This window comes from Pseudochelatococcus contaminans, from assembly GCF_014195635.1.
In the GTDB taxonomy this organism is placed as follows: domain Bacteria; phylum Pseudomonadota; class Alphaproteobacteria; order Rhizobiales; family Beijerinckiaceae; genus Pseudochelatococcus; species Pseudochelatococcus contaminans.
Genome location: NZ_JACICC010000002.1, coordinates 247307 through 269688 on the forward strand (window position 1 = coordinate 247307; position 22382 = coordinate 269688).

Here is a 22382-nt window from a genome sequence, read left to right on the forward strand (position 1 = left end):
AACGCTTGCATGACCGCTCCGCTACACAACTCCGGATCGGACCGCCATCCACGATGACGCGACCGAGCGCAAAAGACCCTGATCGCTGCGAGAAGCTGCACAACAGCACATGCGCCTCCTTCAACAGCCGGCATATGAAGCCGGTTCTTTGTGGCGGCATCACGGCGTTAGTACTTTTTTTACTTAAGCACTCCGCTGGACGGTCCGCCGCGGCGGTTTGCCTTCCGCCACGGACGTATCTGACCATTGTTTCGGGCCGCCGTCCATGCCACGGCGGCCACAACTCTTTGTAATGGTTACCGCGAACCGACGCGGTTGCCGGGAAAAGCGATCAGCCGATGCCGGAAAGCTGTTCCAGCGCTTCCGATACCTTGGCATGGCGGGCTTCCAGATCGCTCCGGCGCTCGCGCTGCTCCTCGACGATTTCCTCCGGCGCGCGGGCAAGGAAATCCGCATTGCCCAGCTTGGCATCGATACGGCCGATATCGGCGGCGATCTTGTCCGCTTCCTTGCGCAGGCGGGCTTTTTCCACCGACAGATCGATGACGCCAGCCAAAGGCAACGCCACGACTTCGCCGTCCACGATGAGTCGCACTGCCCCTTCCGGGGCCGAATCGGCAAAGTCGATGGCGGACAGACGCGCCAGCCGCGCGATGGTGTCGCGCCAGCGTTCCGCCCTTTCGCGGATGGACGCCGACACGCCGACGAGCGCGAGCGGAATCTGCGCACCCGCAGGCACGTTCATCTCGGCTCGCACCGAGCGGACTTCCGACACCAGCGCGACCACCCAGCCGATTTCCGCCTGCGCCTCGGCATCGCCGGCAACCGTGGGCACCGGCCACGGCGCAAGAGTCAGCAACGTTTCACGCGCCGGACCCTGCTCACCCTTGATCGCCCACAGTTCTTCCGTGAGGAATGGCATGAACGGATGCAGCAACCGGGCGGCCTCGTCGATCAGCCACGCGATGGTTGCGCGGGTTTCGTCCTTCGCGGAACCGTCCTCGCCCTGCAACACCGGCTTGGCCAGTTCCAGATACCAGTCGCAGAACACGTTCCAGACGAATCGGTAGGCCGCGCCCGCCGCCTCGTTGAAGCGGAAATCCTCCAGCGCCGCCGTGATATCGCGCACCGTTTGCGACACCTCGGCCACGGCCCAGCGATTGAGCGTTTCCTTCACGCCCGCGGGATCGAACCCGGCCACACGCACGCAGCCGTTCATTTCGGCGAAGCGGGCGGCGTTCCACAGCTTGGTGGCGAAGTTGCGATAACCTTCCACGCGCTGGGTGGAGAGCTTGATGTCCCGGCCCTGTGCTGCCATGGCCGCCAGCGTAAAGCGCAGCGCATCGGCACCGTAGCGGTCGATCAGCTCGATGGGGTCGATGACGTTGCCCTTGGACTTCGACATCTTCGCGCCGCGCTCGTCCCGCACCAGTGCGTGGATGTAGACGTTGCGGAACGGCACCTCGTCCATCACGTGCAGGCCCATCATCATCATGCGAGCGACCCAGAAGAAGATGATGTCGAAGCCGGTTACAAGCGTGCTGGTGGGGTAATAGCGCTTCAATTCCGGCGTATCATCCGGCCAGCCCAGCGTCGAGAACGGCCACAGGCCAGAGGAAAACCACGTATCCAGCACGTCCTCATCACGCGTCAGCGTGACGTCATCGGCGCCGTAATGGCGCACGGCCTCGGCGCGGGCGTCTTCCTCGTTCTCCGCCACGAAAACGTGCCCGTCCGGCCCGTACCATGCCGGGATCTGATGGCCCCACCAGAGCTGGCGCGAGATGCACCACGGCTCGATGTTCTCCAGCCAGTCGAAGTAGGTCTTTTCCCAGTTTTTCGGGATGAACACCGTGTCACCGTCACGCACGACCTTCAGCGCCCGATCAGCCAGCGGCTTGACGTTGACGTACCACTGATCCGTCAGCCACGGCTCGATCACGACGCCGGAACGGTCGCCGTGCGGCACAACATGGGTGTGCGGTTCAATCGCCTCGACCAGCTCGCGCTCTTCCAGCAGAGCGACGATGGCCTTGCGCGCCTTGGCGCGGTCCTGCCCTTCCAGCGCCAGCACGGCGTCGAGATCGGGACCGGGCGTGGCCCCGCGCAGGAAATCCTCGTTGCCGGCAATCGTGACCTGTGCCTCGGAGCCGAGCACGTTGATCAGCGGCAGGTTATGCCGCTTGCCGACCTCGAAGTCGTTGAAGTCATGCGCGGGGGTGATCTTCACCGCGCCGGTGCCCTTTTCGGGGTCGGAGTAAGTGTCGGCCACAATCGGGATGCGCCGGCCCACGAGCGGCAGCAGAACGTGCTTGCCGACGAGATCGCGATAGCGCTCATCCTCCGGGTGCACCGCCACGGCGACATCGCCCAGCATGGTTTCGGGACGCGTCGTCGCCACGACGATGAAACGGCCGGGCTCATCCGCCACCGGATAGCGCAGATGCCACAGGTTGCCCTTCATCTCGATCTGCTCGACCTCGATATCCGAGATCGCGGTCTGGAAACGCGGGTCCCAATTGACGAGGCGCTTGTCGCGATAGATCAGCCCGTCCTTATGGAAGCGCACGAAGATGCGGCGCACGGCGCGCGACAGGCCCTCATCCATGGTGAAGCGCTCGCGCGACCAGTCGCAGGATGCACCCAGGCGACGCAGCTGGTTGCCGATGACGCCGCCCGATTCGGCTTTCCACTCCCACACCCGCCGGACGAATTCCTCACGGCCGAGTTCGCGCCTGCCCGGCTGCTGGCGCTCGGCAAGCTGTCGTTCCACCACCATCTGCGTGGCGATGCCGGCATGGTCCATGCCGGGCTGCCAGAGCACATCCTTGCCGCGCATGCGCTCGAATCGCGACAGGATATCCTGCAACGTATTGTTGAGCGCGTGGCCCATGTGCAGCGAGCCGGTGACGTTGGGCGGCGGAATGACGATGGAATATGGCTCGGCATCCTTGCGCTCGGGCCGGCCGGCGCGGAACGCCTGTGCATCTTCCCATGCTTTTGAAATACGGGCCTCGACGGCGGCGGGCTCGAAGGTCTTTTCCATCGCACTCAACGTCAATACTCAACTGTTGTGGCGCGCGACGCGCCCGGAGAATGGCAGCACGACCGCACCGGCGGCCCGGGCGGTTGCAGCAAGATCAAGGTGCAGATGAAGCGGAGCCGGCCGCCGCTGTCAAGGCGAACGGCTTCCGCTCAACATTCAGAGCGCCTGCGCGGCCTTCAGCACGGCCTCGGCATGGCCGGGAACCTTCACCTTGCGCCAGATCTGCGCGATCCGGCCCTCGGCATCGATGAGGAAGGTGGAGCGGTCGATACCGAAATACTTGCGGCCATACATGCTCTTTTCCACCCACGCGCCATAGGCCTCGACGGTCTGCTTCGTCTCGTCGGACGCCAAGGCGATGGCGAGGTCGTGCTTGTCGCGGAACTTGTCGTGACTGGCGGCGCTGTCGGCAGACAGGCCGATGATGACCGTATTCGCTTCCTCGAATGCATCGCGCAGACCGTTGAAGGCAATGGCCTCCTTCGTGCAACCGCTGGTGTCATCCTTGGGATAGAGATACAGCACCACCTTGCGCCCACGCAGCGCAGACAGGGAAATGGTCTCTCCGCCGGCACCCGGCAGGGTAAAATCGGGGGCGGCATCGCCTTGTTCGAGGCTCATCTCAGACTCCATTCGATTCAAGTCGGTATGTTCCAGAGGCCAGAGGCTCCGGACATGCGAGATTCCGGGTCCGCCGGAACATTCGCCGGGAAAGGACCGTTCGCTCCCCGTGATGCCGCTTTCACGGCATTATATTCCGGTGACAACATAATGCGGCCACAACGGTATAGAAGCGAATACGGCAGAGCATCCACCCGGCTCCGGGCGGATGCGACAGAACGGCAGTGTGCACGGGTTTTTGTGTGGGCAAAAGACGATTTTTAGCCCACATCATCATCCTCGACATGCGACAACGTTACACTATGCTTGGTTGAAACGGAATGGCGGCGCCATTTCCGGGGAGGGTTCCAGCGTGCCTGACAGATTATCACGAGGTCGGCAAACCAGTGCTCCCGGCCTGCAGCGGTCAGGCGGATGACAGGATTTCGACTTTTTCGCCGAAACCGCCGCAGACAGGCCAGACGGGGCGGCGTGGTGCAACGTGCAACGGCCCAGATGCTTCGCGGCGGGCTTCTTGTTGCGCTCATATTGATCCTGTGCGTTGGCGCCGTCATCGTTCGCCTCTCGTTCGGCTCGCTTTCAGCGGAAGCGCTGGCGGAGCCTATTTCCCGCGCGCTCAACGAACGCCTCGCCCCCGGCTGGAGCGCGCGCATCGCCAGTACCGGCGTTGCATTGTCCGCCTATGGCCCGGCGTTGCTGGCGGAAGGCATCGAGATCCGGCAACCTGACGGCACCGTATTCCTGAGCGCGCGCGAGGGCGAGATCGCCATCGATCCGTGGCAGCTGATGTTCGGCGCCGTCGACGTTACCGCCATCGCCTTTTCAGGCATCGACGCCCGCCTCAGCATCATGCCCGACGGCACGGTTCACACCGAATCGACACCCACCCTCAGCGCCCCTGCAATTCCCGAACGCGACACGCCGCCGCCAAGCACGATACAGGCGCATCCGAAAAGCGGAGACGCCTTCGATTCCGCCATCGTCGGCATGGTCGATATACTGTCCGACGAATCGGGGCTTGCTCGCGCGCTCGACAGCATTTCCCTGTCCGACGCGCGCATCACCATCGCAGGCAGCAGTGGCGAGGACCGGATTCACTTTTCGGAAGTGAAGGCCGACGTATCGCGCAAATCGGCCGACACGCTGGATATGACGATGGCCGCTCGCAGCCCGACCGGCGTGTGGACGGCAAAAGGCGGTATCACCGGCATCGTCACGGGCGACCGCGTTCTCGAATTTGCGCTGGAGGGGGCTTCCCTCGGCGATATCCTGCTGCTGGCCAACGCCGAAAACGGTCCCGTCGCCGGAGATCTCGTCTTTTCGGGCCGGGCGCGGGCGGCCGTTTCGGCGCAGAACCGGCTTACGGCGCTGGAAGGCTCAATCGAATCGGCCCCCGGCACGCTGATCTATCATGACAAGGACCAACCGCCGCTGCACGTTTCCGCCTTCCAGCTGGAAGTCAATCGCGAAGCCGCAAGCGGGGATCTGCTGATTCCCAAGTTATCTCTTGCGATCAGCGGGGCGAAGTTCGATCTGGACGGGCGCGTGCAATTCGGGGGCGTTGAAACGCCGTGGCGCCTGCTTCTCTCCGGTAAGGATGCCGTGCTTCCCCCCCTGAGCGAAACCGAGCAGCCGCTGATCATCGACAATCTCTCCGTCGATGTCGCCGGCAAACACGATGGCCGCGTACACATCGAGCGTATCGCCGCATCCGGCGCGGGTTTCGGCGTTGCATTGAACGGCGACCTCGGCGGCGCGGATAACCCCGGCGGCATCCGCCTCGGCGTGCAGACCGCGCGTTCCGATGCCAGGGCAATTCTGCGGTTCTGGCCACAGTTCGTCACACCCGAGCCGCGCCTCTATCTCATCGAGAATCTGAAAGCCGGCCTGCTTGAAAATCTGAATGTCGCTGTCAGCCTGTCGAAAGCGCAACTCGAAGCCTCACGCCGCCGCGAACCTCTGGCCCATGAGGTGGCCCGCACGCAATTTTCCGCCACCGACGTCACATTGCAGGCCGCGCCTGGGTTTCCAGCGCTGGAAGATGCAACAGTGAGCGGCATCGTGACCGGGGCAAGCGCCAAGGTTTCCGTGCCCTCGGCGCAGGCGGAGATCGTACCGGGGCAGATTCTCGAACTGTCAGATGGTAGCATGACCATGGAACGTCTGACCGCCCCCATCGTGGCCGCCATCGACTTTCGCATACGCGGCGAGGCCACGACGCTCGTGCGTCTTCTGGAGCGGGAAGCACTGCGGCCGATTTTCGACCTCGACATTCCAGCGAACAGCGTTCAGGGGGCCGTGGATCTAAGGGTCGATGTTTCGCTGCCGCTCATCAAGGATCTGAAACCGGATCAGGTCGCCACCCGCGTAACGGGCGCGCTTCAGAAACTCAGTATCAGCATCGGCAAGGAAAAACTCACGAATGGCGAGCTGGCGCTGACCGCCAACGACAACGACCTGACGATCAACGGCACAGGACAGATCGCCGGTTTGCCAGCGACGATCGATGTAAACCAGCCCCTGCGGCGCGGACATGACAACGACAGGCGCGCCGGCCGCGCAATTGTCACGCTGACTCTCGACGACGCCGCGCGCAAGGCCCAGGGTATCGATCTTGGAAACCGGCTGCGCGGCCCCATCGCTGTGCGGGTCGACACGCCTTTCGGCACCGGCGCCGCCAACGGCAGCTTACCGATGAAGGTCGACGCCGACCTGACGCGCGCGCGGATTGATAACCTTCTCCCCGGCTGGTCCAAGCCGGCGGGCAAATCCGGCAGCCTCACTTTTACCCTCGTGGAACAGAACGGTTTCAACTTGTCCGACATCGTGCTGGATGCAGGGGCCACAGCACGAGGCAGCGCGCGGCTGGAACCTGGCGGCAGTCTCAAGAGCGCCGCGCTGACTGGCGTGCGGCTATCGCCGAACGATGATCTGTCCGTTGACGTCACTGCAAATGGCAACGGGTATCGCATCGGCGCGCGCGGTAATCTGCTCGACGCCCGCCCGTTCCTCAAGGATATCAGCGGCGGCCTCACCGGCGGCGAGAGTGGCGGCGCAGGCGGCAGCCTGCCCGATATCGACCTCGATCTCGCCGTCAACATTCTGGCTGGCTTCAACGGCGAAACGCTGTCGAAATCGGCGCTGACGCTGAAAACACGCAAGGGCAGCATCAGTGCGCTCAACTTGAAGGGCAGTTTCAGCGGCGCGGCACTGGAAGCCAGCATGAATGGCGGAAATGGCGACATTTCGATGCGTACCGCCAATGCCGGCGCCATGTTGCGCTTCGCGAACCTCTACGCGCGGCTCGCGGGCGGCAATCTTCAGGCTCATATGACGAAGGACGCCGGCCAGCTGCTGATGCACAACTTCGCCATCCTCAACGAGCCGACCATGGAGCATCTGCTGACGGAAAGCCCGCGCAAGCTGCCTGTCGACCCCGGCAATGTCGCCTTTACCAAGCTGCGGATAGCGTTTACCCGCGCACCCGGCCGCATATACATTCAGGAGGGCGTGACCTGGGGGCCGAGCGTCGGCATCACGTTTGAAGGTAACATTAACCTCCAGCGCGAGACGCTCGACCTCTCGGGAACATATGTGCCCGCCTATGCACTCAACAATGTGTTCAGCCAGGTGCCGTTGCTCGGGCCACTGCTGGGCGGCGGTCAATACGGCGGTCTGTTCGCGGTCAATTTCCGCGCGCAGGGGGCAATCGCCTCACCCAGTGTCACCGTTAACCCGCTGTCGGCTATCGCCCCCGGCATATTCCGCAAGTTTTTCGACCTCGGCCGCGCCGATAGCAAGCCGACCGCAACGGGCGCGAATTGAGACCCTCGGAGCATCCTGCGTTCAGGCAGCCTTGCCTGTCGAACGCAGGATGCGGAGGTACACACAGCCGCTTACGCTGCCGAGGGGCCGGGATCGTCCTCTCCGGATATGCCTGCGGCCGGGCGTGCGACGGCCCGGGCATCGCGGGCATTGCCGAGATCGATAACGGCACTCCCCTCGCCTTCCGGCTTGACGACGGGACTGGCGGCCGGGCCGACAGACAGCACAGTGAGCCGCTGCTGGCGCCCATCCCGCGCCTCGAAGGAAAACGACTGCCCCGCCGACAGCCCGATCAGCGCCGCGCCGATGGGTGTCAGTATCGAGATACGGCCGGATGAAATATCCGCCTCGCCCGGGTAGACGAGCGTCACGCGACGCCGGTGGCCTTCGTCCGTTTCGAACTCAACCTCGGCGTTCATGCGCACGACATCCGCCGGCACCTTCGCCGACTTGACGACGCGGGCGCGATCCATTTCCGCGAGCAATTCCTCTGCAAGCTCGGGCTGGCGCGCGGCGATCGAATTCGCCAGCGCCGACAGGCGTTCATGCTCTTCATCGCCGATGACGATCTTGGGCAGGGCGATACGACCTGATTTAGTCATGTTGGTCACCTTGTGAGAATAGTCCCTCCCGGAATGCCTGCCGGAAGAGAATTGCCGGATCGTCCGGGCGATGTCGCGCATTGAAGCCGATGTGGCTCCGTGCTGCTGATAGCGATGACGATCTGTAAAAATTGGGGTTTCAGGCTATCCGGCGCGGGGCCTTTACAGGGGCTGCCCGTCCGCGGGTGGCGATGTCAGTGCGGGGAGATTAAGCCCCGGCCGGCTGCCACCGGGCAACCCTTGCGGCTGCCATCCTTCCCGGTCGATGTCGCCGGGCTTCGGCAACACACGGCACCGCGATCCGGAACGGCGCGTCTTGCGCCTGTCCGGTTTCAGCTTGCGGCAACATGCGCCCGATATGGTTCAAAACAGCCATGAAAGAATGGTCGCCGCAATCACATCGTTTGTCAATTCAGGAAAAGAAAACGTGATTCGCAAAGCCAGCCGGCATACTGCGTCATAAGCGCATATCGATAGGTGATGAAAAGCGCTAGGTAGAATCGCCTGCGACTGAGAAGGCTTGGGCCATCCGCCAGAAACGTGGCCATATGAAACTGCAAAAGCGAATCGCTATCAGCAGATGACCAACTATTTCGCGTTATTTTTGTGAAGACTGCAAGCCGCCACTGGCCGTCGCCTGAGTGGTATCATGGAATGATATCCACGTTACAGAAAGCAACAAGGCTGCATGCCTTTGCTTATAATGTTATCCACTCGCGGCCTTGGCCGCGATATTGAATAAACATCACACATGCGTATCGCAACGCATGTATTCCAAAAAATAAACTGGCTCCTCGAGCAGGACTCGAACCTGCGACCCAGCGATTAACAGTCGCTTGCTCTACCAACTGAGCTATCGAGGAACAGTGATCAGGGGGATACAGGATGATGTTTCAGGATGCAAGCCGTTTTACGATTTTTTTGCCGGCGATGTTCGGGTGTGGATAACATTCGGGCATTGAGACGCAAACGACAGGATTTCCAGCCATCGAAGGGGCCTCGTGCCGCTGTTTCCACTGGAGTCAGGCGGATTTCGGCTGCGAAGGCGGTCATATTCATCGAGGCAGTTGCAATCCTGTATCGGGCTTTGCTATGAAGCACGCAGTGAGGCCTCGTGGCGGAGTGGTTACGCAGAGGACTGCAAATCCTTGCACCCCGGTTCGATTCCGGGCGAGGCCTCCAGAATTTCGGCGCATCCGGCATTTTCCGGCGCAGGCCGGGTGGCTGCAACGGCAAGCGGGTTCGACGACGCAGCAGGCAACGATACGCAGCATAAAGGTCGCCGTCATGTTCGATTTCGCCAGCGCCCGACGTACGATGGTCGACTGTCAGGTGCGGACATTCGACGTTACCGATAGAGACGTGCTGGCAGCGCTTCTCGACCTGCCGCGCGAGCGCTTCGTTCCGGAAGACAGGCAGCTTCTTGCTTTCAGCGATCAGCACCTCGTCGTTGGAGAAGACAGGGAGCATGGGCGCTTCCTTCTGGCGCCGCTGATTTTTGCCCGCCTCATTCAGGCTCTTGAAGTGACGCCGCGCGCCCGCATTCTCGATGTCGGCGCGGCGACCGGATATGGCTCGGCCGTTCTGGCGCATCTGGGCGCTGCAGTGACTGCGCTCGAGTCGGACGAGGCCGTCGCCGCGAAAGCCCGCCAGTTGGCTGCGGAGTTCGGTGAAGGCCGGATCGAGGTCGTGACCGGCCCGCTCGCAGATGGCTGGAGCGCAACGGCGCCCTATGATGCGATCGTTATCAACGGCGCTTTCGATGTCATTCCCGACAAGCTCCGGGACCAGCTGGTCGATGGCGGCAAAATCGTCGGCATCAGCAGCCATTCCGGCGCGCCCAAGGCCATACTCATCCAGCGTGTCGGCTCATCGTTCAGTACGCGGACATTGTTCGACGCGCCAGCGCCAGCGCTTGACGCGTTCCGTGCGCCAGCGGATTTCATATTCTGAAACAACTCAATACTTGCTTGTGCGATGCCGCACGCAGCAGCCCACTATCCGCAATAGCTTTTTCTTTGGCATTTGACATAACCGGCTGCAAAAGAAAGATTATCGCCAGCTTTCAGGAGGCTGGCGATGTTTCATTTTTGCCACACCCTTTTCCAAACACCGGAACTGAAAGAAAAGCATAGTTTCAGGCTGCTACACGGCAACGTAGAATGCATGCGCTGTTGCATGGGATGGTTTTTTAACTGGATTTGAGTACGTGATGACACGCGACGGCAGCATTTGTACGGAAGGTAATCCATCCGCAAAGGACGCCTGCCGGGAGGCGGTTTTTTTATTCGCATCGGCATGCTTGGCAGATTGTGCGGCAGTCCGACCAATTTGGAATTCGGGAAGGTGAACGTGAACAGCAACGGCAGAACCACCCGGGCAGCGGTTATCGGCTTCGCTCTCCTCGTCAGCACCGCCCTCTCGGCTCCGGCAGCGGCGGAAACGATGACGGGCGCGCTGGCGAAAGCCTATGCGTCGAGCCCCACCCTGAACGTCCAGCGTGCGGCGCTACGCGTTACGGATGAGAATGTGCCACAGGCTTTGTCGGGCTACCGGCCGACGCTGAACGCCACGGGAAGCACCGGCATTGCCCGCACAGATACCCGGATTCCCGGCAACCGTAATACGGAAACGCTTTATCCCAGCTCCCTCGGCATCCAGCTCGACCAGAGCATATTCAACGGTAATCGCACCCGCAATTCAGTGCGGGCAGCCGAATCTCAGGTGCTGAGCGGACGTGAGCAGCTCCGCAACACCGAACAGGTTCTCCTGCTCGACAGTGCCTCCGCTTACATGAACGTGCTGCGCGACACCGCCGTTCTCAATTTGCAGCGCAACAACGTCGAGGTTCTGGAAGAGCAGCTCCGCCAGACAGAAGACAGGTTCAGCGTTGGTGAAGTGACGCGTACCGACGTCGCACAGTCAGAGGCACAGCTCGCCAGCAGTCATGCCCAGGAAAGCGTGGCCGAGGCGAATCTGCGCACCAGCATCGCGACGTACCGTCAGATCATCGGCGAAACCCCGCGCAAGCTCGGGCCAGGTGTAGCGGCGGAGCGTTATCTGCCCAAGACCCTAGAACAGGGGATCCGGATTGGCCTTGCGGAACACCCCGCGATCATCGCGGCGCTACATGGCGTCGACGTTGCGGAGTTCCAGGTAAAGGTGGCAGAAAGCGCTCTTTACCCGCAACTTGGGGTCAGCGCATCATTGACCCGTAACTTCGATGCCTCCAGCACCCGCCACAGCGTCATTACCTCGGGCACCATTGTCGGACAATTGCGCATTCCGATTTACGAAGGTGGACTTGTCTACTCGCAGACAAGGCAGGCCAAGGAAAGTGCAGGCCAGCAGCGCCTCCAGGTCGATGTTGTCCGCGATCAGGTGCAGCAGGCGATCGTTGCTGCCTGGGCAAACCTTGAAGCCTCCAAGCAGCGCATTACTGCCGCGCAGTCCGCCGTTGCAGCCAATGAAATCGCCTTGTCCGGCACCCGCGAGGAAGCCAAGGTCGGACAGCGCACAACGCTCGACGTGTTGAACGCACAGCAGACACTGCTGTCATCGCGTGTGCTCTTGGTCACAGCGCAGCGGGACCGGATTGTCGCTTCCTATGAAGTGCTTCACGCGATCGGCCGCCTGTCGGCAGAGACCCTCGGGCTGAAAGTGGCGCGTTACGATTCGTCCCAGCACTTCCATCAGGTCAAGGGCAAGTGGATCGGCACATCGACGCCTGACGGGCGCTGATTATCCGCCCTTCCGCCTATCGGGTAAATCTCAAGCCTGTCCGTCATCCGCATGTGAATCGGGAACGCAGCCAGTTGCCGCGTTTCCGGTTTTGCTTTTCGGCCCCGTGCCATGATTCCAGCAGTTGCAAGTCAAGCAGTTGTCCGAGACCCTGGCGCCCAGAGTGTAAGGTCGGATCTTGGCTGGAGTCGTTTTTCTTACCTGTATCAACGGTAATCTTTCATTAACCTCTGTGCACGGGAATTGAGCGAGGCTATCTTCGTCCAACGTATTTTCGCCTGCCAGAGCAGTTTGCGTTCAAAGCGATCCATCGAATTGGACTCACCCTGCCGAAACAGACATTCGGATCTCGCGGCCTGATATTGTCAGCAAGCGCGTTTCCGGCAGGAGGAAATCATCGTGGTTGGATGATATATTCGCGCACAGGGTCGCCGCAGGGCACCCGTCAGTTACAGGACAGGCAGGTTTGTCGATGAGCGCAGCAAGCCAGAGGCTTCATTCCGTTCCCCGGGAGACCACCCGCACCAGCGACCGGGCGAACGTCGAACCATCGATGGAAGAAATTCTCGCATCGATCCGGCGCATCATTGCCGACGATCAGGCCCACTCGCTGCCGCTGCCGGCTGATAGCGTCAACGTCGATGCGGGTATCGATTTCAGCGCAATCACCTTCGATGACGAAGTTGTCGAGAGCGATCCGCAACATCCTCGCGACATGAGCACCGTGACTACGCCTGCCCCTTCGTCCGTACCGATTGCGGAACCTGTGCGCCCTCAGGCGCACGAGCGGCGAGACGCACATGAAACGGCTCATGCGCAGCAGGCGGCTCCGATCTCGGAAACCGCTTCTTCGCGTCCCGGCGATGTCGAAGCACCGCCTGCTCCGGAACCCCTTCTGTCTTCCGCCGCCGATGCATCCGCGGCCTCGGCGTTCAGCGCCCTGTCATCGGTTGTGTTGAACCGCGCCCCGCGCACGGTTGACGATCTGGTGCAGGAGATGCTGCGTCCGCTGCTGAAGTCATGGCTCGACGAGAACCTGCCGCCGTTAGTAGAAAGACTGGTCAAGGCAGAGATCGAGCGCATCTCACGCGGCAAGCAGTAACCCCGCGCCCGGCGGCGCTTGATACCAAACGGTGACAAGCAGCCGCCATGCCGGGTCTGAGTGCTTTCGCGCTTTTAACTTAAAAGTCGACGGCATCAGGAAGCGGTTTTGGCGGCCTTGTCGCCTCTGGTATGTTCCCGTTCCTTACCCGCCACCGCTCCCGCGACGAGATCGAGCGCGCCGCAGATCACGAAATACACCGCCGCGACAAACAGAAATATCTCCGCCGGATAGACCATCGCCCGGTTGTTGACCTGGGTGGCGACGAAGGACAGTTCCGGCACGCCAATGACGTAGGCGAGTGACGTGTCCTTGATCAGAGCGACCCACTGGTTGACGAAGGATGGCGCCATGCGGCGCAGGGATTGGGGCAGGATGATGAGGCGCAGAACGCGCCAGCGCCCCAGCCCCAACGAAATGCCGGCCTCCCACTGCCCTCCCCCCACGCTACGCAAGCCCGCTGCAACGCCATGCGCCAGGTAAGCGCCGCCGATGAAGGCCAGCGCGCAGACCACGGTTGCAAGTTCAGGCACGGAAAAACCGAGCGCCACGGGCAGCAGAAAATATGTCCAGAAGATCAGCATCAGCACCGGGATCGACCGGAAAAAGCTGAGGAACAGCAGCAGCACAGTGTGCACGATGCCCCGGGCCATGAATAGCCAGACGCCGAGCACCAGCCCGATCACCGCCGATGCAATGCCGGAAAACAGGCTCAGCACGATCGTCAGCGCCGCACCGCCCAACGGACCCTGCGGCCATGCACCCCACAGCAGATATGGCAGGTTGTTCCAGACGACATCGAAATTCATGTCACGGCCCCCCGGCCATATTTTCTGTCGCGCCGACGCTGCACCAGTTCGCCAATGGCTTCCACGACCGCCACCGCGAAGATGTAAAGAATCGTGGCGATGCCGAAGGCTTCAAAGGTTTGGAACGTTTCCGTCTCGACCTGCCGCGAGGCATAGGACAACTCGGCCACGCCGATTGCCATGGTCAGCGATGAATTCTTGATGGCGTTCATATACTGCCCGAGCAGCGGCGCGAAGGCGTGGCGCGTGGCCTGGGGCACGATGATGAGAATGAACACCAACGCCGGCGAAAGACCGAGCGACAGGCCACCCTCGCGCTGGCCGGCATCGACCGCCCGAAGACCGGACCTGAACTCCTCGGCAATGAAAGCCGTGGTGTAGAATGTGAGTGAGACGAAGCCGGCCCAGAACTCGAACGAGGGGAGCTTGAACGACAGCCAGGTTGTTCCTGCCGGCGCAATCGTGACCGTATGGGGATTGTTGAACCAGTCCAGCAGGGGGGTCGGGAAAATAGCCGATCCGGCGAAGTACCAGAAAAAGATCTGCACAAGCAAAGGGGTGTTGCGGAAGATGGCCAGATAAATCCGCGCAGGGATGCTGAACACGCGCAGCGGGCTGATCCGCGCGGCGCAGATCACCAAGCCCCCGAGTGTCGCGGCAACGCATGTCGCGGCGGATAGCAGCAGGGTGACGCCGAAGCCCCACAGCAGCCATTCGACGTAAATGGACGCCAGACCAAATATCGATAAATCCATCGTCAGCAGCTCGTGACCGTGAGTTCGCCCATGCCGTCAGATCGCATAATGCCCGTATGTCAGGAAAGGACTGCGAAATTGCGCAAATCGGTATCCGCTTTGCTTGAAAACGCTCTACTTCCCCGGACAAGCAAGCTGCGCGTTCGGTTGGGAACGCGCAGCCAGAGATGTCGAACGGCGCTATAACTGTCTGATTTCACACGCCGTCTCTACGCAAAGCAGTGCGCGCTCTGCCGGTCAACGGTTCAGTTGGCCCAACAGTTCAGTTGGTCCAAGAGTTCAGTTCGTCTTGGCATCACCGATCTTGAACAGGCGCGGCAGCGGGGTCTTGCTGTTCGGGCCGAACCAGACGTCATAGATTTCCTGCGCCTTGCCGGATGCTTCCAGCTCCGTCAGCGTTTCGTTGACGAACTCGACCAGCGCCGTCTCGCCCTTCGGGATGCCAACGCCGATGTAGTCGTTGGAGATGGTGAAGGCCGGGATCTCATAGTTTTCCTTGTCCGGCACGTTCGCCAGCAGACCGACGAGCTTGGGGCCGTCCTGTGTGATGGCCTGCACGTTGCCGTTGCGCAGTGCCGTGAAGGCGAAGGGCGTATCGTCGTAAGAGACGATGGTTGCGCCTGGGAAGTCGCGGCGCAGGACGATTTCGTTGACGGTGCCCTTGTCCGCGCCGATGCGCAGGCTGTTGAGCTGGTCCGGCGAGCTGAGAACGCCCTTCTTGGCCAGGAACTGCTGGCCGGAGGAGAAGTACGGCACGCTGAAGTCGACCTGCTTGGCGCGCTCGTCGGTGATCGTGAAGTTCGCCAGCACGAGATCGACATTGCCGGAGGTCAGCAGCGGCACGCGGTTGGCGGGGTTGGTGGGGCGCAGTTCCAGCTTGACGCCGAGCTTGTCGGCGAATGCCTTGGCATAATCGACGTCCAGACCGACGATCTGGCGGCTCTTTTCATCGACATAACCGAAGGGCGGGTTGCTGTCGAACGCGGCAACGCGCAAGACGCCAGCCTTCTTGATGTCGTCGAGCCTGTCGGCATGCGCCGCACCGCCAACGAATACGGCGGCGAGGAGAACGAGTGCACCTAGTTTCATGGTCTTTTCCTCATGCTTGGAGCCGCCAGAGGCGCCGAACCATACGGCCACTCTGCGCATTGCCCCATAAAACTTTCAGGATGGATGCTATCCATCATAGCCCGACGTCGTAGAACATCTGGTTCATGGCCTGCGACGGCTCGTCCGCGCCGGCTGAACCAACGACGCGGGCAGGGCTGCCAGCGACAGTCGTGCGCGGCGGCACTGACGACAGCACGACCGCACCTGCCCCCACGCGCGCCCGCTCACCGACCTCGATATTGCCGAGAATCTTCGCGCCCGCACCGATCAGCACACCCGAGCGAACCTTGGGATGGCGGTCGCCAAGCCCCTTGCCCGTGCCGCCAAGGGTGACGCCCTGGAGAATGGAGACGTTATCGGCGATTTCGGCGGTTTCACCGACGACGAAGCCGGTCGCATGATCGAGAAAGATACCGCGTCCCATCCGCACAGCGGGGTGGATATCCGTCTGGAATACCTCGGAGGATACGCTTTGCAGGTGCCGGGCAAAGTCACGCCGGCCCTTTTTCCACAGCCAGTGCGCCAACCTGTGGGCCTCGATGGCGTGGAAGCCCTTGAAATAGAGGATAGCGTCGAGATAGCGCCCCACAGCCGGATCACGCTCGATCACCGCCACGAGATCCGCCCGCATCGCCGCCTTGATGTCCGGATCAGCCCGGAACGCTTCGGTATAGGCCGCACGGATGAGTTCGGCAGAGAGAATGCCGCGATCAAGACGCTGGGCAACACGATAGGCCAGCGCATCCTCAAGCGTCTCGTGGCCGAGAATCGAGGCCCATACCACGGTGGCCAGTTCCGGCTCGCGCTTGATCACCTCCTGCGTCTCGGTCTGCACCTTCCGCCAAAGCCAGTCCGTCACTCTCGGACTGCCTTCATTCACCGCGATGCTCATGCCGCAGACCTCTTGTCGCCCTGTTCCATGCGAGGCGACATGCACCGCCTCAGCAAATGTTTATTGAATTTATAGACCATTTAAAGTGCGGGCAACAAAATTCACATAAAAAATGAGATTCATCGATAATTTTACATTTTTAAAACGCATATAGCTTGGGATAAAAAAGCCGCCAGGTGAATACCCGACGGCTTTGCGCCTGAAAAAGAGAGGTGTATCCGAAGCAGGCCGCACCCGACCCGATGCAACGAATTGGGCCAATTGTTTGTCGCCTCAGTCCGCGTGTTCGTCGTGAGAGTTGGCGACGCCCTTTTTCCAGTAGCCGGATGCCTTCAGCCAGGCCTTCGGGTGGCCGTGCGTTGCCAGCAGAATGTCTCGCAGCCGCTTGGCGGTGAGCGATTCGCAGGCGATCCACACGTATCCGTCGCCTGCCGGCAACGCGAGTTTCCCGATGGCGTCTGCCAGCAACGTATTGTCGCCCGGCGTCCGGCCGTCGCGGTGGAGCCATTGGACCTGCAAATCGGCGCGGGAAGACAACGGCTGTTCCGCGTCCGCATCCGCAACCTCGGCCACGACCAGTGCCCGCGCCTCGGGGCGCAGTTCCTCCAGACGGCGGGCAATAGCGGGAAGGGCTGTTTCATCGCCCACCAGCAGATACCAGTCGAAATCATCCCGCACCACGAAGGAGCCTCTCGGCCCCGCCACGCCGAGGTGATCGCCCGGTTGCGCCGCGCGCGCCCAGTCGCTGGCCGGGCCTGATTCATGCAGCGCGAAGTCGATGTCGAGTTCTCCCGCGCTCGCGTCATAGTGGCGGGGCGTGTAATCGCGCGCGGTCGGGCGATTGTTTTCGTCCACCAGCACGCGGCCTTCTTCCAGCTTCGGCAACACAGGCAGAGCCTCGCCAGCACGCGGGAAGAACAGTTTGACGTGATCGTCATGGGCGCCGCTGTAGAAACCGGCCAGATCGTCACCCGCCAGGGTGATGCGCACCATCCCCGGCGTCAGCGGATGCACCCGCTTGACTGTCAGCAGCCGGATGCGCAGTGGGTGGCGAACGCGCTCCGTCCGGTGTCGCTCGCTGTCCGGTACGCCAGCATCGGGATCGGTCGTCGTCATGCCGCTCATCCTTTCATTCAGTTCACGATAACCATTCGGTCCTGAAGGGTCGATGTCCGGAACGGATCCTCCTGCGTCAGCCGAACTATCACTGCCTTTGGCTACGGCAAGATTGGATCTATTCCATATTTTATTGAAATAACACGCGAAAATGTTTTACCCTGCCATCCTCGCACAATGCCAGTAAAAACGGATACCGCCTGTTGCGGCCCGTCTGTATAGTGCCGCCCGTAAAGGGCCTCTGCCGCTGGCGGCGGACGCGGAGCGCACCGAGGAAACAGGACGACCATGGCCGATCAATCTCAGCAGCCGACCGAAGACGTCATTCTCGCGGCCCTCGCCTCCATTCCCGGGCCGGACGGACGCACGCCCCTGCCCCGCTCGGGCGCGTTGTCGGAAGTCGTGGTGCACAAAGGCAAGGTGTACTTTTCCATACAGGTGGATGCCGCACGCGCCTCCCGGCTGGAGCCTCTGCGGCTGGCCGCCGAAAATGCGGTGCGGGCCGTGCCGGGCGTCGTCGATGTCCTCGTCTCGCTGACGGAAGAACGCGCCGCCACCGAAGCCCCCGCGCCGGGCGGCAGACGCCCCGGGCCCAAAGCACAGGCCGCGACCACCAAAGCGGGCGTGCCGGGCATCCGCCATATCATCGCGGTCGCCAGCGGCAAGGGCGGCGTCGGCAAGTCGACCACCACGGCGAACCTCGCTCTGGCGCTGGCGCGAATCGGCAACCGCGTCGGCGTTCTGGATGCGGATATCTATGGGCCGTCCGTGCCCAAATTGTTCGACCTCTCCAACGCCCGCCCGGAAACGGTCGAGGGCAAGACGCTCAAGCCGTTGACGGCACACGGGCTAGCGCTGATGTCGATTGGCTTTCTCGTCGATCAGGAAGCCGCGATGATCTGGCGCGGCCCGATGGTGATGTCTGCGTTGCAACAGATGCTGCGCGATGTCGCGTGGGGGGATCTCGACATCCTCGTCATCGATATGCCGCCGGGCACCGGCGACGCGCAGCTCACCATCGCGCAGACCGTCCCCCTGTCCGGCGCGGTCATCGTTTCGACGCCGCAGGATCTGGCGCTGATCGATGCGCGCCGGGGCGTGACGATGTTCGAGCAGGTGGCCATTCCCGTGCTCGGCATCGTGGAGAACATGTCGTATTTCGTCTGCCCGCATTGCGGCGAGCGCTCCGACATTTTCGGTCACGGCGGCGCGCGGGACGAGGCAGCGCGCCGGGGCGTGCCGTTTCTCGGCGACATCCCGCTCGACATGGCCATCCGCGCGACGTCGGACGCGGGCCAGCCAATCGTCGCAGCCGAGCCGGACGGCCCTCATGCCGCGGCCTATCTCGCCATCGCGCAGCAGGTGGCGACCGGCCTTGCCACGCCGCAGCGCCCGCCGCCGCGCATCGTCATTGAGCAATGAGCGGTGGCGATAAAAGGCGGCAACCAGAGGCGGGTCGGAAACATATCGCTGCCGTCAGTCAGATGTTTACCTGTTCCACATTATACTCACTCTTATCGAGCCATCCGTCCTGTTGCCGATTTCTGGCAGCACGGTCGCTGAACGACCGCCCCGCCCCGGCTATTGACAGTATCGGAGCTGATTGATGAAGCGCCGCCAGTTTCTTCATGCCGCAGGTATGGTGACCGCCAGCCTCGGCGCCGCCCTTGCCGGCACTGGCGCCTCACGTGCGCAGACGGCGGCGGAAGGCGCCCCCGGCAAGGCGGAGCCCAAACCCGTCGTCTGGCGCCTCGTTTCGGATTTTCCCGAGGCGCTCGATACACCGCGTGCCGGAGTGGAAGCGCTGGCGAATACACTGACGGCCATCACGGACGGCGCGTTCACCGTCAACGCCGCCTCGCAGCCTCAGAAAACACAAAAGCAGCCCGCGTCCGCACTCGACGCCGTGCGCGAGGGCAAGGCCGAAATCGCCTATACGTCGACAGCCTTTTATGCCGACCGCGATCCGGTCTTCGGTGTCGGCGGCGGCATGCCTTTCGGCCCCAACGCGCGGCAGTTCAGTGCCTGGCTGCTGGACCGGGGCGGCCTCGACCTGCTGAACGATGCTTATCGCAGCCACGGCGTGCTGGCCCTGCCGGGCGGCAACACCGGCGCGATCACCGGCGGGTGGTTCAAACAGGAAATCGCAGGCGTCGAGGGTCTCGCCGGCAAGCGCGTGGGCGTGACAGGCACAGGCGCGGCCCTGCTGGCACGCTTCGGCGCATTGCCGCAACCCATCCCGCCGCAGGATCTGGCAGCGGCGCTGACCGCGGGGCGCATCGACATAGCGCAGTGGACCGGCCCGCATGACGACGAGCGCCTTGGGCTGAACAAGGGGGCGCCATTCTATTATTATCCAGGTTGGCAAGGCGGCCTTCAGTTCAGCTTCATCATTGCGCGCGATGCGTGGGACGCCCTTTCCGCACCGCACCGGGCCGCGCTTACCGCCGCCGCTGCGCGAGCACATGACACCGTGCAGGCGCGCTACGATGCACTCAACGCGGCTGCGATCCGCCGGCTCGTCGCGCTCGGCACGAAGCTACGCCCCACCCCGCAGGCCATGATGTCCCAGCTTTACACGGCCAATCAGGCGTTGACGGCGGAAATCGCCGATACCAATCCGGCTTTCCGCACGCTTTCCGACTCCGTGAAAATTTTCAGCACCGAGGCCTATCTCTGGTGGCAGGTGGCAGAGTACACCTATGACAACTTCATGATCCGGGTGCGCGCACAGGATTAACCCCTTGCGGGGGCACACCCGGATTTTCAGCGGCACGAGCGAGGAACTGTCATGGCGAACCATTGGCCGGAAGAACTGCGCCTCTCGCGCGACAAGACCACGCTGACCGTGACCTTTCCCGACGCCGCCTTTGCGCTGCCGGCGGAATATCTGCGCGTGTCGAGCCCCTCCGCAGAGGTGCGCGGCCATGGGCCGGGACAGGCCATCACGGTTGCCGGCAAGCGGGACGTGGCCATTCTCGGCATCGAGCCCGTGGGGCGTTATGCGGTCAAGCTGGTGTTCGACGACATGCACGCCAGCGGCATCTACACCTGGGATTATTTGCACGAATTGGGCCACGAGCAGCCGGCGCGCTGGGCAAAATATCTCGCCGAACTTGTGGATAAAGGATTGACTCGCGATCCGCCGACACCTGTCGTTCGGCAAACAAGACGATAAGGCGACAATAAAGAACGTTGTGAGACGTTGCCAAGACGGTTATACAGACGCGGCCAAGGAATGGTCCTGGTGCTATCGAGTGTGAAGAGCTTCAGCTACGCATGTCTGATACACTGATTGAGGCAGGCTACAGGCCAACCGAAGACGAGCCGTTCATGAACGAGCGGCAGCGTGAGTATTTCCGGCGCAAGCTCATGGCCTGGAAGGATGACATCATCCGCGAAAGCCGTGAGACGCTTCTGACCCTGCAAACCGAGAACGAGAACCATCCGGACATCGCCGACCGTGCCTCCTCCGAGACCGATCGCTCGATCGAGTTGCGCGCCCGCGACCGCCAGCGCAAGCTGATCTCGAAGATCGACGCCGCGCTGGGCCGCATCGACGATGGCACCTATGGCTACTGTGAGGATACCGGCGAACCGATCTCGCTCAAGCGGCTCGAAGCGCGTCCGATCGCCACGCTGTCCATCGAGGCACAGGAGCGCCACGAACGGAACGAGCGCGTCTATCGCGAGGATTGAGCGCCGGATTCTATATTTCACCGCAACCTGCGTTCCATTCGATTCATCGCGTGGAACGCAAGGGGCGTTCGATGATGAGTTGAAGGCGCGATACGTGCGGCGCGCTTGCAGCGGATGGCGGCGCGCAGCCTGTTTTACCGCCAGTCACCCAGCACGGCCTGCACCACGGCCAGCGCGGCCACTGCCGCCGTATCGGCCCGCAGGATACGCGGCCCCAGCGATAGACGCAGGGTGCGCGGATGGGCGAGGATCTGCATCCGCTCCGCTTCGTCAAAACCACCCTCGGGACCGATCAGCACCGCTATACCGCCCTGCGTGCTATCATCAGCGGCGCTGCGCAACGCGGCGATGCTGTCGCTAACAGGGGCACCCTCATCGCAAAACACCAGCAGACGTCCCGCATCCAGTGCCGCCAGAGCCTCCCCGAGGCGCACCGGATCGCGCACTTCCGGCACAGCGAGGATGCCGCACTGCTCCGCTGCCTCAACCGCATTGGCCAGCATGCGCTCCGTGTTGACGCGGGATACCTGCGTGCGCCGGGTCAGCACCGGGGCAAGCACGCCGGCGCCCATCTCCACAGCCTTTTGCACCATATAATCCAGCCGCGCATGCTTGAGTGGCGCGAACAGGTAAAGCAGATCCGGCGCCGCGGGCTGTTCGCGGGTCAGCTGCGTGGGAGAAAGGTGCGTCACCCGGCGTCCCGCCTGAGCCACCCGCGCTAGCCATTCGCCATCGCTGCCGTTGAAAATCAAGACGCTATCGCCGTCAGCAAGCCGCAGAACATTGCCGAGATAGTTCGCCTGCGCCTTGTCTACGGCAATATCCTCCCCTGCCCGGATGGGGGTGGATACATGCAGCCGCGGCGCGGAAAAGTCGTAATCGCTCAAAATTATCCCCGATCATTCCACCGCGGCGGCACTCCTCCACGGCGTTTGTATTGACGGAAGCTTGTAGTAAAATTGGCGGCATGAGCAATCGCTACCGCCGCATTATCACCCCATTGTGCCGGTAAAAACGCCGCATCATATGATTGCGCGGGCAGATGTTTGCACTTGTGCAGCCAC

17 protein-coding genes and 2 tRNA genes are annotated in these 22382 nt (G+C 62.2%); 9 read left to right on the plus strand and 10 right to left on the minus strand.

Going from position 1 to position 22382, the window contains the following annotated elements; genetic code table 11:
- Window positions 1–331: 331 nt before the first annotated feature.
- Together FHS81_RS05270 and FHS81_RS05275 are read right to left on the minus strand one after the other, a co-directional pair.
- Complete coding sequence (locus FHS81_RS05270; protein ID WP_183751272.1) at window positions 332–3046, minus strand: valine--tRNA ligase; 2715 nt, start codon at window positions 3044–3046, stop codon at window positions 332–334.
- A gap of 156 nt (window positions 3047–3202) precedes the next feature.
- Window positions 3203–3667 carry a peroxiredoxin gene (locus FHS81_RS05275; RefSeq protein ID WP_183751003.1) on the minus strand — a complete coding sequence of 155 codons (465 nt, stop codon included), beginning with the start codon at window positions 3665–3667 and terminating at the stop codon, window positions 3203–3205.
- Between the two features lie 474 nt (window positions 3668–4141).
- Between FHS81_RS05275 and FHS81_RS05280 the strand changes: the two genes are divergently transcribed.
- Window positions 4142–7492: a YhdP family protein gene (locus FHS81_RS05280; protein ID WP_183751004.1), complete on the plus strand. Its 3351-nt coding sequence runs from the start codon at window positions 4142–4144 to the stop codon at window positions 7490–7492.
- A gap of 71 nt (window positions 7493–7563) precedes the next feature.
- On the opposite strand, the gene rnk is transcribed toward FHS81_RS05280, so the two are convergent.
- The gene (gene rnk / locus FHS81_RS05285; RefSeq protein ID WP_183751005.1) at window positions 7564–8094 is read right to left on the minus strand and encodes a nucleoside diphosphate kinase regulator; all 531 of its coding nucleotides are present in this window, start codon (window positions 8092–8094) and stop codon (window positions 7564–7566) included.
- Between the two features lie 787 nt (window positions 8095–8881).
- Window positions 8882–8957, minus strand: a tRNA-Asn gene (locus FHS81_RS05290).
- A gap of 245 nt (window positions 8958–9202) precedes the next feature.
- On the opposite strand from FHS81_RS05290, the gene FHS81_RS05295 reads away from it, so the two are divergent.
- The 4 genes from FHS81_RS05295 (at window position 9203) to FHS81_RS05310 (ending at window position 12937) form a co-directional block, all read left to right on the plus strand.
- A tRNA-Cys gene (locus tag FHS81_RS05295) sits at window positions 9203–9276 on the plus strand.
- 105 nt (window positions 9277–9381) lie between these two features.
- Window positions 9382–10047, plus strand: a complete 666-nt coding sequence (locus FHS81_RS05300; protein ID WP_183751006.1) for a protein-L-isoaspartate O-methyltransferase family protein — start codon at window positions 9382–9384, stop codon at window positions 10045–10047.
- A 399-nt stretch (window positions 10048–10446) separates the two neighbouring features.
- Entirely contained in the window at window positions 10447–11835 is a 1389-nt protein-coding gene (locus FHS81_RS05305) for a TolC family outer membrane protein (RefSeq protein ID WP_343052424.1), read from the plus strand.
- A gap of 472 nt (window positions 11836–12307) precedes the next feature.
- On the plus strand, window positions 12308–12937 hold the full coding sequence (locus FHS81_RS05310; protein ID WP_183751008.1) for a DUF2497 domain-containing protein: 630 nt from the start codon (window positions 12308–12310) through the stop codon (window positions 12935–12937).
- A gap of 95 nt (window positions 12938–13032) precedes the next feature.
- On the opposite strand, the gene FHS81_RS05315 is transcribed toward FHS81_RS05310, so the two are convergent.
- The 5 genes from FHS81_RS05315 to FHS81_RS05335 all read right to left on the minus strand — a co-directional run bounded on the left by FHS81_RS05315 (window position 13033) and on the right by FHS81_RS05335 (window position 17619).
- Window positions 13033–13746, minus strand: coding sequence for an amino acid ABC transporter permease (locus tag FHS81_RS05315; protein ID WP_183751009.1), 714 nt, complete (start codon window positions 13744–13746; stop codon window positions 13033–13035).
- Window positions 13743–14501, minus strand: coding sequence for an amino acid ABC transporter permease (locus FHS81_RS05320; RefSeq protein ID WP_183751010.1), 759 nt, complete (start codon window positions 14499–14501; stop codon window positions 13743–13745). Before FHS81_RS05320 ends, FHS81_RS05315 begins: the two co-directional genes overlap by 4 nt.
- A gap of 279 nt (window positions 14502–14780) precedes the next feature.
- A complete protein-coding gene (locus FHS81_RS05325; protein WP_246374747.1) occupies window positions 14781–15650 on the minus strand; it encodes an ABC transporter substrate-binding protein in 870 nt (289 codons plus the stop codon).
- Between the two features lie 34 nt (window positions 15651–15684).
- Complete coding sequence (cysE, locus tag FHS81_RS05330; protein WP_183751011.1) at window positions 15685–16503, minus strand: serine O-acetyltransferase; 819 nt, start codon at window positions 16501–16503, stop codon at window positions 15685–15687.
- A gap of 273 nt (window positions 16504–16776) precedes the next feature.
- On the minus strand, window positions 16777–17619 hold the full coding sequence (locus tag FHS81_RS05335) for a siderophore-interacting protein (protein ID WP_183751012.1): 843 nt from the start codon (window positions 17617–17619) through the stop codon (window positions 16777–16779).
- Between the two features lie 288 nt (window positions 17620–17907).
- Here FHS81_RS05335 and apbC point away from each other — a divergent pair, with 288 nt between their 5' ends.
- From apbC to dksA, 4 genes are all read left to right on the plus strand, one after another.
- Window positions 17908–19041, plus strand: a complete 1134-nt coding sequence (gene apbC, locus FHS81_RS05340) for an iron-sulfur cluster carrier protein ApbC (RefSeq protein ID WP_183751013.1) — start codon at window positions 17908–17910, stop codon at window positions 19039–19041.
- 184 nt (window positions 19042–19225) lie between these two features.
- Window positions 19226–20359: a TRAP transporter substrate-binding protein gene (locus FHS81_RS05345; RefSeq protein WP_183751014.1), complete on the plus strand. Its 1134-nt coding sequence runs from the start codon at window positions 19226–19228 to the stop codon at window positions 20357–20359.
- 51 nt (window positions 20360–20410) lie between these two features.
- Window positions 20411–20797, plus strand: a complete 387-nt coding sequence (locus tag FHS81_RS05350; protein ID WP_183751015.1) for a gamma-butyrobetaine hydroxylase family protein — start codon at window positions 20411–20413, stop codon at window positions 20795–20797.
- 101 nt (window positions 20798–20898) lie between these two features.
- Window positions 20899–21318: an RNA polymerase-binding protein DksA gene (gene dksA, locus FHS81_RS05355; RefSeq protein WP_183751016.1), complete on the plus strand. Its 420-nt coding sequence runs from the start codon at window positions 20899–20901 to the stop codon at window positions 21316–21318.
- Between the two features lie 134 nt (window positions 21319–21452).
- Here the strand turns inward: dksA and FHS81_RS05360 are convergent, their stop codons facing one another.
- Window positions 21453–22205: a 16S rRNA (uracil(1498)-N(3))-methyltransferase gene (locus FHS81_RS05360; protein WP_183751017.1), complete on the minus strand. Its 753-nt coding sequence runs from the start codon at window positions 22203–22205 to the stop codon at window positions 21453–21455.
- Window positions 22206–22382 lie beyond the last annotated feature (177 nt).

Bases quoted from the DNA above. Each gene is read 5' to 3' on its own strand.
- FHS81_RS05320 (WP_183751010.1), bottom strand. From the start codon at position 14,501: ATGGATTTATCGATATTTGGTCTGGCGTCCATTTACGTCGAATGGCTG.
- rnk (WP_183751005.1), bottom strand. From the start codon at position 8,094: ATGACTAAATCAGGTCGTATCGCCCTGCCCAAGATCGTCATCGGCGAT.
- FHS81_RS05310 (WP_183751008.1), top strand. From the start codon at position 12,308: ATGAGCGCAGCAAGCCAGAGGCTTCATTCCGTTCCCCGGGAGACCACC.
- FHS81_RS05270 (WP_183751272.1), bottom strand. From the start codon at position 3,046: ATGGAAAAGACCTTCGAGCCCGCCGCCGTCGAGGCCCGTATTTCAAAA.
- FHS81_RS05335 (WP_183751012.1), bottom strand. From the start codon at position 17,619: ATGACGACGACCGATCCCGATGCTGGCGTACCGGACAGCGAGCGACAC.
- FHS81_RS05350 (WP_183751015.1), top strand. From the start codon at position 20,411: ATGGCGAACCATTGGCCGGAAGAACTGCGCCTCTCGCGCGACAAGACC.
- apbC (WP_183751013.1), top strand. From the start codon at position 17,908: ATGGCCGATCAATCTCAGCAGCCGACCGAAGACGTCATTCTCGCGGCC.
- dksA (WP_183751016.1), top strand. From the start codon at position 20,899: ATGTCTGATACACTGATTGAGGCAGGCTACAGGCCAACCGAAGACGAG.
- FHS81_RS05315 (WP_183751009.1), bottom strand. From the start codon at position 13,746: ATGAATTTCGATGTCGTCTGGAACAACCTGCCATATCTGCTGTGGGGT.
- FHS81_RS05300 (WP_183751006.1), top strand. From the start codon at position 9,382: ATGTTCGATTTCGCCAGCGCCCGACGTACGATGGTCGACTGTCAGGTG.
- FHS81_RS05345 (WP_183751014.1), top strand. From the start codon at position 19,226: ATGAAGCGCCGCCAGTTTCTTCATGCCGCAGGTATGGTGACCGCCAGC.
- cysE (WP_183751011.1), bottom strand. From the start codon at position 16,503: ATGAGCATCGCGGTGAATGAAGGCAGTCCGAGAGTGACGGACTGGCTT.
- FHS81_RS05275 (WP_183751003.1), bottom strand. From the start codon at position 3,667: ATGAGCCTCGAACAAGGCGATGCCGCCCCCGATTTTACCCTGCCGGGT.
- FHS81_RS05325 (WP_246374747.1), bottom strand. From the start codon at position 15,650: ATGCGCAGAGTGGCCGTATGGTTCGGCGCCTCTGGCGGCTCCAAGCAT.